The organism is Sphingopyxis sp. (genome assembly GCF_035250425.1).
GTDB lineage: Bacteria > Pseudomonadota > Alphaproteobacteria > Sphingomonadales > Sphingomonadaceae > Sphingopyxis.
The window spans coordinates 1-10235 of record NZ_DATFFD010000024.1; the positions used below are offsets into that span (position 1 = coordinate 1).

A 10235-nucleotide genomic window follows, 5' to 3' on the forward strand; every position below is an offset into this window, starting at 1 on the left:
CGTTTTAGTTCCTCCCCGGAACGGGGAGGGGGACCGCCGCCGTAGGCGGTGGTGGAGGGGTCGGGACGGTGCGTCTTGACGAGAGGTTTCGACCCCTCCGTCAGCCCTGCGGGCTGCCACCTCCCCGTTCCGGGGAGGAACGGAACCGTCCGCTTCCTATCCCAAAGCCGACACGCAGCCCGGCCGCATCACGCGACCCCGTGATACCACCACACGCCGTCGCGGTCCTCGCGCTGCACGCGCCCCTCGACCTCGAGCCGCTTCAGATGCGCGAGCGCCTCGCCCGTCGCGAGGCCGCGGTTATGCTCGCCGATCGGGCGGTTGAAGAGCAAGGGGAAGCTGTCGACCGCGCGCATCGGCGCCTTCGCCGCGGCTTCGGCCAGATTGTAGAGCCGCATCCGATGCTCGTCGCGCAGCGCCATCAGGCGGACGTGCAGCCCCTTGAACGGCTCGCCGTGCGCGGGACAGACGGTGACGTCGGCGGGAACGACGCGGAGCAGCTTGTCGATCGACGCCAGCCATTCGCCCAAGGGGTCGGCGTCGGGTTCGGTGATGTTCACCGAGACGTTCGAGCTGATCCGCGGCAGCACCTGGTCGCCCGACACGAGCACGCCCTCGCGCTCGTTCCACAGGCACGCATGTTCGGGGCTGTGCCCCGATCCGGTGACGACGCGCCACTGGTGCGCGCCCATGTCGAGTATCTCGCCGTCGGCGATCCGCACATAGGAGCGCGGCAGGGTGAAGATCATGCGCTGGAACATGTTCCAGCCGCGCGAGCGCTGCGCCTCGATCGCCGCCTCGTCCCAGCCCGCAGCGCGCGATTGCGTCAGCACCTCGCCCGGCGCGGTGTCGGCCGAATCGGCGACGATCGCGCGCGCGGTCAGCATCTCGCCGCGCGTCATCCACAGCTTCACATCCTGCTTCTTCGCGATCCAGCCCGCGAGGCCGATATGGTCGGGGTGGAGGTGCGTGCCGATGACGCGCGTGATGCGCTTGTCCTTCAGTGCCCCGGCGTAGAGCGCCTTCCACGCGTCGGAGCACATGGTGAGGCAGATGCCGGTATCGACGACCGCGACGCCGTCCCCCCGGTCGTCGGCGTCGTCGAGCAGCCAGCTGTTGATATGGCCGAGCGACCCCGGCATCGGGATGCGCGCCCAGCTGATCCCGCCGGCGATGCGGATCGTCTCGCCCGCCCCCGGCGCCGCGTCGCCCCACGGATAGGTCAGGCCCGCGTGGCTCGTCGCGGTAAAGCTGTCGTCCTGGGTCAGCGAGGCGTCCGGCGAACCGCTGGCCGCCGGAATATGATCCTCGTCCGCCCCCGACGCCACCCGTCAGGCCGCCGTTTCGTCGCCGGTCGCTTCGCTCGCTTCCTCGGCGGCGCGCGCTTCGTTCGCGGCGGTGCGTTCGGCGCGCAGTTCCTCGAGCAACGCCTCACGGTCGCCTTCGAAACGGCTGTCCTCGGGCGCCTTGATCCCCGCCTTCTTCGCCGCCTTGGCGACGAGCGCGTCGAGTTCGCGCTGCGAGCAAAGGCCGAGCGTCACCGGATCCTTGGGGACAATATTGGCGCTGTTCCAGTGGCTGCGGTCGCGGATCGCGCCGATCGTGTTGCGGGTGGTGCCGATCAGCTTTCCGATCGCGCCGTCCGACACTTCGGGATGGTTCTTCAGGATCCACGCGATGCCGTCGGGTTTGTCCTGGCGCTTGCTGACCGGCGTGTAGCGCGGGCCGCGGGTGCGGCGAATCGTGTCCTGCGCCTGCTTGCTCATCTTGAGCTTGTAGTTCGGGTCGTTCTGACCCTTTTCGATTTCGTCCATCGACAGTTCGTGCGCACGGACGGGGTCGCGGCCGGTATATTTGGTCGCGGCGGTCTCGTCGGCAATCGCCTGCACTTCGAGGATATGGATGCCGCAATATTCGGCGATCTGGACAAAGGTGAGACCGGTGTTGTCGACCAGCCAGGCGGCGGTCGCGTGCGGCATCAGCGGGGTGGCATCGGGATTGGCCATGGCCGGGTTCTCCAAGCGGAAATAATAAGGGCCGCCCCTTGCGAGGCGGCCGGACATTGGGCGCGGCTATATGCCGGATTGGCGGGCGGGGCAAGGGGCGGAAAGTCCCGTGCCGTACCCTCACCCGAACCAGGATCAGCGTCGCCATTATTTAATGTTTGCGCGGCTATCCAAATAACGTCACAAGTTTCTGCTGGGGGAAGGGGAGAAAGATTTGACCGACACTTCAAACGGCTTTGACCAAGCGCGCATGCAAATGATGTATGACGCCAATCGAAAATCCGCGGGCGTTGCCTATTTGCTCTGGTTTTTTGTCGGCGGCTTCGGCGCTCATCGCTTCTACCTTGGGCGCACTGGAACAGCTATAGCTCAACTCATGCTGTTGCTGCTTGGCTGGTTGCCACTCTTCACGGGATGGATAGCACTGGGCATTTGGCTGATTGTCGATCTGTTTTTGGTTTCCCAGATGGTCACCGAAGAAAATATGAAAACTGTCGATCGACTCACGCGATAAGCAGAACCTTGCCTCACGCCGCCATCTTCACAAACCCCGGCTCGGCCTCGACCCGCGCGATCCAGCGCTGCACCGCCGGATAATCGGCGAGCGCGAAGAACCCGCTGTCCTCGGCGACATGCGTATAGGCATAAAGTGCGATGTCGGCGAGCGAGAGGCTTTGACCCGCGAGCCAGTCGTACGCGGCGAGATGCTCGTCCATCAACTTCAGCGCCGCAGCGCCTGCCGCCTGCTTCGCCGGCACCTGCGCCCGTTGGAGCTCAGTGAAATTCGCCTCGCCGATCCATTTCATCCAGAAGCGCAAGGTCGCGACATTCGGTTCGTGATTATATTGTTCGAAGAACATCCAGTGCAGCATGTCGGCGCGCTCGAACCGATCGTAGGGGACGAGGTGCGTCCCGTCGGCGAGCCAGAAGCAGGCGGCATTGCTTTCGGGCAAAAACTTGTCGCCGACCTGCAGCACCGGGATGCGGCCGTTGGCGTTGACGTTCGCGAGGAAGTCGGGCGTGCGCGTCTCGCCCTTCATGATGTCATATTCGCGCCGTTCGATCGGGCAATCGAGCAGCGCCGCGGTCAGCCGGATCTTGTAGCAATTGCCGCTCGCGGCATATTCGTGAAGGATCGGCCTGTCGCCCATTGCAGCCCCCATCGTGATGAATCGCCCATGCCCCGACACCGCGGCGACGCCTCTATGCGGCGCGCACGCGATGCCCGCAAGCGGCGGTTACGGGCCGCAGCGCCATAGCCCCGCGAAGACGCGCTGCGCGCCGTCGGCGCGGTCGGCGGTCAGCGTCGCGGGACGCGGCGGCGATTCGCCGCCGCCAGGCGCCGGTCCGACCAGCGCGACGCGGAGTTGCAGCCCCTTGCCGAAGAATTTTGTGCCCTTTGCCATCGCATCGAAGCCGCCGTTCGCCGATACGGCTTCGATCGTATCGCCGACCTTCACGATGCCGCGCGACGGGTCCGCCGAGGCGACGTCGCCTTGCGCGTGCAGGATCGGCTGCGCGGCTTCGTCGGCGGCGAAGCTGCACGCGAGTTCGCCCTTGAGCTTGGCGCCGCTGACGTCGGCTTCGGTGAGCGCCGCCAGTTCGATCGGCGAGCCGTCGCCGCCGCGCGTCGGAATGTCGGTCGGCTTGATCGCGGGCACGGCGGGTTCGGCCGCCTTGCTCTCGGGCACGACCTCGCCGTCATAGGATGCGGTCGGTGTTTTTTCGGTTTCGGCGGGCTGCGAACAAGCCGCAAGGGCAAAGGAGAGAGCGGTGGCGGGAAGCAACAGACTATGCATCTTCATCGGGAGAGATCATCCTCTTTTGATTGGTCCCCCCGTCCGCTCAACCGCCGATCCTGTCGAATGTTCCCTCGGCTCATCCCACGCTGAGCACGATCTTCCCCACATGCTCGCCCGCCTGCATCCGCGCGTGCGCGGCCGCGGCTTCGGCGAGCGGGAAGGCTTGATCCATCGCGGGCTTCCACGCACCCTCTGCGAGCTGGGGCCAGAGCGTGCGGTGAATCTCGTCGGCGAGCAGCGCCTTGAAGTCGGCGCTCCGCGCGCGCAGCGTCGACCCGGTCAGCGTCAGGCGGCGGCGCATCACGTCGGCGATGTCGAATTCGACCTTCGCGCCGCGCTGGAACGCGATGGTGACATGGCGCCCGTCCTCGGCGAGGCAGGCAAGGTTGCGCGGCAGATAATCGCCGCCGACCATGTCGAGCACGACATCGACGCCCTTGCCGCCGGTGAAGGTCTTCACTGCCTCGACATAATCCTCGGCCGAATAATCGACAGCCAGGTCGGCGCCGAGCGCGGTCGCGGCGGCGCATTTGTCCGGACTGCCGCACGTCACGATGATCTTGATGTCGAACAGCTTGCACAGCCCGATCGCGGTCGTCCCGATGCCGCTGGTGCCGCCGTGGACGAGCACCGTCTCGCCGTCGCGCACATAGCCGCGCTCGAACAGATTGTGCCAGACGGTAAAGACCGTCTCGGGCAGCGCCGCCGCCTCTTCCATCGAAAAGCCCTTCGGCACCGGCAGACAGCTTCCGGCCGGTGCGACGCAATATTCGGCATAGCCGCCCCCCGCGACAAGCGCGCACACCGCCTGCCCCAAAAGCTCGGGATCGCCCCCCGGGCCGACCGCGACGATCGTTCCCGCGACCTCGAGCCCCGGCAGGTCCGATGCCCCTGGCGGCGGCGGATAAAACCCCATGCGCTGGAGCACATCGGGACGGTTCACCCCCGCCGCGGCGACGCGGATCAGCACCTCGCCCGGTCCGGGCTGCGGCACCGGCCGCGTTGTCGGCTGCAACACTTCGGGTCCGCCCGGCGCGCTGATGGCGATGGCGGTCATGCTCGATGGCAAGCTGGTCACTTCGGAAATTCCCCCACTGGTCCCTTCATCCCCTACCCCCTGCCTCGCCTTATTGACAGTGCGGCGACACGGGTCAACAGTCGCGCGCCTTTTAACCTTAGGGACCAGGAGGATGCGCCATGGACGATGACGACCTTCCCCGCCGCCGCGACGATGTGCTGACGGCGCTGATCAAGCAGCCGCTCGACCCGCTGTCGGTCGACGAATTGGGCGAACGCATCGAAATCCTCGAATCCGAGATCGAACGCATCAAGGCGCACCGCAGCGCCGCGACGAGCCAGATGGCGGCGGCCGAAGCGCTGTTCAAAAAGAGCTGAGGGTAACGCCGGCGCCCGAGTGGAAGCGCCGGCGAACCTTACCCGTTACGCCACCTCGGCGAAGCGAAGCAGGTCGATCATCCTGAAATCGTCGCCCTTTTTCGACGCATCGACGGTCGGCAGGAAGGGCTGCCATTCGGGATCCTGCGAGAGATAGGATCCCTTGTCGCCCTGGAGCAGCCCCAGGAAGACCTCGGTGACGATCCGCGCGCCGACCGGTCCCAGCCGCTCGCCATTCTGCGTCACCTGCGCCTCGCGCAGGATATAGAACCAGAGCGGCGTCCGATCGTCGAAGCCATGGGGTTTCAGGTCGGCGAGGTCGCCCTTCGACAGTTCGGGCAGCTTCATCGCGCGCGCCACCCGCTGCCCCGACGGCAGCGAGAAGGTCAGGTGGCGGAGCAGGTTGCGCTGCGCGAGCGAGGCCGGATTCGTCTTCGGATCGGGGTTCGGCACGACCGAACCCGGCAGGCGGAACAGCGCGGTCGACAAGGTCGTGTCGATCTTCTTGTTCGGCTTCACATTGCCGTCGCTGAAATCGAAGAAGGTCGGCCAGTCGATAAAGCGCCGCGGCGCACGGCAGCCGCCCGACAGATCGTCAGGATCGTTCGGGTCCGACGGTGTGGGCGTGAAGATCATCGCGAAGAAGGGATTGCCGCCGTTGCCGGTGAAGTTCGCACGGTACGACGGCCGCACCTGGCTGTGCCCGAAGCGGTACGCGGCGACCGAGAATTCGACCGGAATGTAAGGCTCGTTGTGCCAGTTGTAATATTTGCGGCCGTTCGTCAGCACATCGTCGACCACCGCATCGCCGCACGTCTTGCGCAGGAATTCATGGACGATGATCCACTGATAATGCCAGCGCACGATCCGCTGCGCTTCGGCGAAAATCTCGTCCGATCCGGTCAGCTTGATCTTGGTCTTCACATATTCGACGACCTCGTTGTGGAATTTCAGGAAGGCGACCTGAAGCTGGCCGATGATCAGATTTTCATCGTCGCGCGGGTCGGCGATCAGCGCGACCTTCTGGCTGTTGCGCGGCACGTCGAACTTGTTCGCGGTCCCCGTCGGCTCGAGCAGGAACTTGCCGCCCTTGCCGCCCTGCATGTCGTACAGGTGCGGGCTGCCGCCGGGTCCGGCGCCATAGACATTGTCGAGCCCCAAACTCGGCGTGCGGAAATTGGCGATCTGTTCGGGATCGACCTGCCGCTCGAGGCTGGAGGTCGGGTCGAACGTCATGTCGTGATCGAGGAACTGGCCGAGGAAGGTGAAGCCCGCGGTCAGTGTCGGATTATCGCTGTTCTTCGCCGACAGCGCCGGATTGGTGATCAGCTCGGCGGGGGTCTTGGTCAGATTGTCCTTGGCATCCATGATGCCGCCCAACTTGCCGATGTCGATCAGCGCGGCGCGCACATCGGGGGTGTCGGCGGCGAAGGGCGGCAATTCGCCGAACATGCGGCCAAAGCGGCCGGCGTCGGAATATTTGGAGCGCGGCGGAACGATGTCGCGCGGATATACGCCGTGACGAGGCATGACAGTCTCTCCTGTTGGTCAACGATGTTTTGGGTTTCGGGACGATCCACCCACCAAGAGAGCTGGCATCCGCTGTTTTAGGCACGAACCTGCGGCAAGGATTGCGCCGCCCCGCGCACGGTCCCAAGATTTTAGGTGGCTAATTCGCGATTAACATGCCGGGTCGCGGCGAAATCGCGACGGGATGAGGCACGGACGCCCTATTCGGCTTCGGTGCTGAGCCCAAGTTCGGGAATGCCGATCGAGCGGCGGCCGCCGAAATCGGCGCGCACGACGATAACGCCCTGCTTTTCCATATATTCGACAAGACGCCGGATGCGCCCCGGCGAGCGGCTGCCATAAGCGCGGCCGAGGATCTCGTCGTCGGGGCACGGCTCGCCGTCTATCGCGGCGCGCGCGATCTGGAGGAAGGGCGCGAACATGTCGTGCGGCAGCCGGTCGGCGACGGCAAGCACCTCGCGCCAGCGCGGCTCGCCCGGATCGAACACACCCCCTTTTGCGAGCGCGAAACGGCGGCGGAAGGCGGCGAGGTCGAGCGGCACCTTCTTCAGCTTCTGCATCCGGCAACGCACCGAAAAATCCTGATAAAGATAGGCTTCGGGCTGGAAGGCGCTGTCGGGGTCGGACAGCATCTCTTCGAGCATCGCGATCACCACCGCATCGCTGTGCCCCGCCTCCTCGGCCGCCTCGACGATGTCGAGCACCGGCGGGGCGTCCAGATCTTCGTGGAGCCCCTCGCTCGCCGCGATCCGCTCCAATAGCTCGCTCGCGGCAACCGGCTCGGGCTCGGGCGCAAAGACGCGCGGCTGCGCCGGCGCCTCCATTTCGGTGAACAGCATCGAACGCATATCCTCGCCGCCCGCGACAGGCAGCGGCATCAGGCTGTGCGTACCCATCCGCGTCGCGGTTTGCGTCGATCCGATACGCACCGACAGCGGCCGCCGGGAAATCGCGGGACCGAGCCCGAGGAAATGCCCGCGCTCGAGGTCGCGGATCGCCTCGGCCTGCCGCCGCTCCATGCCGAGCAGGTCGGCGGCGCGCGCCATGTCGATGTCAAGGAAGGTGCGCCCCATCAGGAAATTGCTCGCCTCGGCGGCGACATTCTTCGCGAGCTTGGCAAGCCGCTGCGTCGCGATCGCGCCGGCAAGGCCGCGCTTGCGCCCGCGGCACATCAGGTTGGTCATCGCGGAAAGGCTTGCGCGGCGGACATTGTCGGCGACGTCGCCCGCAACGCTCGGCGCGAACATCTGCGCCTCGTCGACCACCACCAGCGCCGGAAACCAATGTTCGCGCGGCGCATCGAACAGCGCGTTCAGGAACGCCGCGGCGCAAGTCATCTGCGCCTCGATATCGAGCGATTCGAGGCTGAGCACGATCGACGCGCGATGCTCGCGAATGCGCGCGCCCATCGCCGCGATCTCGCGCTCGTTATAGTCGCCGCCGTTGATCACGACATGGCTGTACGCATCGGCGAGCGTCACGAAATCGCCCTCGGGATCGATCACGATCTGTTGCACCAGCGCGGCGCTTTCCTCGAGGATACGGCGCAAGAGGTGCGACTTGCCCGACCCCGAATTGCCCTGGACGAGCAGCCGCGTCGCCAGCAGTTCCTGGACGTTGATGTGCACGCCCTGCCCGGTGCTGTCGGTTCCGATCTCGATGCTCGTCTTCACGGACGCCGCCCTATCGGGCGTCCGTGGGAATGACAACCGAGCGAGGTTTCGGATGAGCCGATTTTTCCTAAAGCCCTGTGCAATTAATATAAACCGTTCGCCCTGAGCTTGTCGAAGGGCTGTTCTTTCTTTCGACGCCGTAAGAAGAAGGACGGTGCTTCGACAAGCTCAGCACGAACGGAGTTGGGGCGATGCGGATTAAACGCACGGTGCTCCAGCCTGACTTGCCAATCGAACAAAACGAGCCAAAGATACAGCGATGGATTTCGACGACCAGTTCCGCCGCTATTTCGGCACCGCCGACCTCGCGGCGATCCACCCCGAAGCCCACGCCGCGGGCACCGAACGCATGCGCGTCGATTTCGGCTTAGAGACCAACCCCGGCCGCCGCTTCGCGCTCTGGGCGCTGATGTACATGCTCGGCGTCGCGCCCGACCTCGACGTCGCGTTCAAGGATGAGGGTGAGCGCAACACGGCGCGCGATTTTATGGATATGGTCGATAGGGCGGGCGTCAGGTGACGGCCGCTGAGCTTATGGAACGTGCAAGACTTTACCGAAACGAAAGCAAAACCCGCTAAATCAACGTGTAGCTTAGCCAATTCGGGAAATCGCACCGCATGGAACTCGTCACATGGATCGCACTTTCCATGGTAGCCGCTGGAATAGCCGTCGGCTTACTGAAACCGGACCTCATGACTGTCCGCAAAAGGAACTTTGTCGGGGCAGGACCGACCCAGCGCCAAGTTAAGATTAGTCCATCGAAATTGTTCACTTACTACCCCGGAAAGCCGCAAGGATATGCGGGCTTTACCGACTATGCGGCGATGAGTTGCGAACTCAACGATAGCCTGATTTCCGCGCAGCCCACCGAACAGTTTCGATCCGTGGGTTTTGGTCTCGGCTTTGTTGAAGCGGTACTGAAAAGAGCGCACGATAAAGAAAAAGCAACCTTCCACGCCGAAAGCGCGTCCGGCGAAGACGCCGAGGACATTGGCTGGCTCTCTTTAATGCAAGACAAGGGGACAGATAACGCCGATCGATCAACCGCCAACCTCGCCGCAGCGTTGCATGGCTTGGCAGCCAGGATGCGGGAGGGAGGGCCTGTAAGCATCAAATATTGGGACGCGCATCGGGCCGCGAAGCAGGGTGGCAACGAGAGTGGTCAAAATCACCGTCTCGCGGAACAAGCTGCGCTCCTCCTCATCTTCGAAGAAAGCCAGAATCGCGGCAAGCGGCTGGCTGGTAGTGCAGAATTAAATACCGAACGCATGTAGAGTCGATGCTCCAGCCGGCACTGCGGCCGACTTCAGAATCAAAGGCAACGCACCCGCGACAGCCAGAATCCAAACACCCCGTAACCACACCGCAACCCCCGTCATCGTAATTTCACAAAGCCATCCGCTTTTCCCTTGCGGTGGGGCGGCGGCATCGCCACGTTGCCTTTCTAAGGGGGCCGCTCTCCCCGGCCTGGTCCCCGCAAGGAGATGAAGACCATGCCGTCCTTTTCGGAAAGCCTCGAAAAGACTCTACACAATGCGCTGAAGGCCGCTTCGGAGCGCCATCACGAATATGCGACGCTCGAGCATCTGCTCTATGCGCTGATCGACGACGATCATGCCGCCGAAGTGATGCGCGCTTGCGGCGTCGCACTCGACGACCTGCAATCGGCGGTCGTCCATTATCTCGACACCGAACTCGACAGTCTGAAGGTCGAGGGGCACAGCGACCCGTCGCCCACCAGCGGGTTTCAGCGCGTCGTCCAGCGCGCGATCCTGCACGTCCAGTCGTCGGGCAAGGACGAGGTGACGGGCGCCAACGTCCTCGTCGC

The 10235-nt window shown here is 64.4% G+C and carries 12 protein-coding genes; 5 read left to right on the forward strand and 7 right to left on the reverse strand.

What is annotated here, in order from left to right:
- Positions 1–188: 188 nt before the first annotated feature.
- Together VJ811_RS01600 and VJ811_RS01605 are read right to left on the reverse strand one after the other, a co-directional pair.
- A complete protein-coding gene (locus tag VJ811_RS01600) occupies positions 189–1328 on the reverse strand; it encodes an MBL fold metallo-hydrolase (protein WP_324070521.1) in 1140 nt (379 codons plus the stop codon).
- Positions 1329–1331: 3 nt separating this feature from the next.
- Positions 1332–1979 (reverse strand): DUF1013 domain-containing protein, encoded by a 648-nt coding sequence (locus VJ811_RS01605; RefSeq protein ID WP_324070531.1) that lies wholly within the window; start codon positions 1977–1979, stop codon positions 1332–1334.
- Positions 1980–2220: 241 nt separating this feature from the next.
- Between VJ811_RS01605 and VJ811_RS01610 the strand changes: the two genes are divergently transcribed.
- Positions 2221–2520, forward strand: coding sequence for a TM2 domain-containing protein (locus VJ811_RS01610; protein WP_324070522.1), 300 nt, complete (start codon positions 2221–2223; stop codon positions 2518–2520).
- 13 nt (positions 2521–2533) lie between these two features.
- On the opposite strand, the gene VJ811_RS01615 is transcribed toward VJ811_RS01610, so the two are convergent.
- The 3 genes from VJ811_RS01615 to VJ811_RS01625 form a co-directional block, all read right to left on the reverse strand.
- The gene (locus VJ811_RS01615; protein WP_324070532.1) at positions 2534–3157 is read right to left on the reverse strand and encodes a glutathione S-transferase family protein; all 624 of its coding nucleotides are present in this window, start codon (positions 3155–3157) and stop codon (positions 2534–2536) included.
- Between the two features lie 87 nt (positions 3158–3244).
- Positions 3245–3811, reverse strand: a complete 567-nt coding sequence (locus tag VJ811_RS01620; RefSeq protein ID WP_324070523.1) for a hypothetical protein — start codon at positions 3809–3811, stop codon at positions 3245–3247.
- Between the two features lie 73 nt (positions 3812–3884).
- Positions 3885–4865 (reverse strand): NAD(P)H-quinone oxidoreductase, encoded by a 981-nt coding sequence (locus tag VJ811_RS01625; RefSeq protein ID WP_324070524.1) that lies wholly within the window; start codon positions 4863–4865, stop codon positions 3885–3887.
- 140 nt (positions 4866–5005) lie between these two features.
- On the opposite strand from VJ811_RS01625, the gene VJ811_RS01630 reads away from it, so the two are divergent.
- A complete protein-coding gene (locus tag VJ811_RS01630) occupies positions 5006–5203 on the forward strand; it encodes a DUF1192 domain-containing protein (RefSeq protein WP_324070525.1) in 198 nt (65 codons plus the stop codon).
- Positions 5204–5248: 45 nt separating this feature from the next.
- On the opposite strand, the gene VJ811_RS01635 is transcribed toward VJ811_RS01630, so the two are convergent.
- A complete protein-coding gene (locus VJ811_RS01635; protein ID WP_324070526.1) occupies positions 5249–6733 on the reverse strand; it encodes a heme peroxidase family protein in 1485 nt (494 codons plus the stop codon).
- A gap of 200 nt (positions 6734–6933) precedes the next feature.
- A complete protein-coding gene (locus tag VJ811_RS01640; RefSeq protein ID WP_324070527.1) occupies positions 6934–8406 on the reverse strand; it encodes an ATP-binding protein in 1473 nt (490 codons plus the stop codon).
- A 259-nt stretch (positions 8407–8665) separates the two neighbouring features.
- On the opposite strand from VJ811_RS01640, the gene VJ811_RS01645 reads away from it, so the two are divergent.
- From VJ811_RS01645 to VJ811_RS01655, 3 genes are all read left to right on the forward strand, one after another.
- Positions 8666–8926: a hypothetical protein gene (locus VJ811_RS01645; RefSeq protein WP_324070528.1), complete on the forward strand. Its 261-nt coding sequence runs from the start codon at positions 8666–8668 to the stop codon at positions 8924–8926.
- Between the two features lie 98 nt (positions 8927–9024).
- Positions 9025–9681, forward strand: coding sequence for a hypothetical protein (locus tag VJ811_RS01650; protein ID WP_324070529.1), 657 nt, complete (start codon positions 9025–9027; stop codon positions 9679–9681).
- Positions 9682–9900: 219 nt separating this feature from the next.
- Positions 9901–10235: Clp protease N-terminal domain-containing protein (locus VJ811_RS01655; RefSeq protein WP_324070530.1), on the forward strand; the 335-nt coding region annotated here is incomplete at its 3' end.

What these genes read in the sequence shown, in the direction of transcription:
- VJ811_RS01620 (WP_324070523.1), bottom strand. Translation starts at nt 3,811, where the DNA reads ATGAAGATGCATAGTCTGTTGCTTCCCGCCACCGCTCTCTCCTTTGCC.
- VJ811_RS01635 (WP_324070526.1), bottom strand. Translation starts at nt 6,733, where the DNA reads ATGCCTCGTCACGGCGTATATCCGCGCGACATCGTTCCGCCGCGCTCC.
- VJ811_RS01645 (WP_324070528.1), top strand. Translation starts at nt 8,666, where the DNA reads ATGGATTTCGACGACCAGTTCCGCCGCTATTTCGGCACCGCCGACCTC.
- VJ811_RS01650 (WP_324070529.1), top strand. Translation starts at nt 9,025, where the DNA reads ATGGAACTCGTCACATGGATCGCACTTTCCATGGTAGCCGCTGGAATA.
- VJ811_RS01605 (WP_324070531.1), bottom strand. Translation starts at nt 1,979, where the DNA reads ATGCCGCACGCGACCGCCGCCTGGCTGGTCGACAACACCGGTCTCACC.
- VJ811_RS01630 (WP_324070525.1), top strand. Translation starts at nt 5,006, where the DNA reads ATGGACGATGACGACCTTCCCCGCCGCCGCGACGATGTGCTGACGGCG.
- VJ811_RS01625 (WP_324070524.1), bottom strand. Translation starts at nt 4,865, where the DNA reads ATGACCGCCATCGCCATCAGCGCGCCGGGCGGACCCGAAGTGTTGCAG.
- VJ811_RS01615 (WP_324070532.1), bottom strand. Translation starts at nt 3,157, where the DNA reads ATGGGCGACAGGCCGATCCTTCACGAATATGCCGCGAGCGGCAATTGC.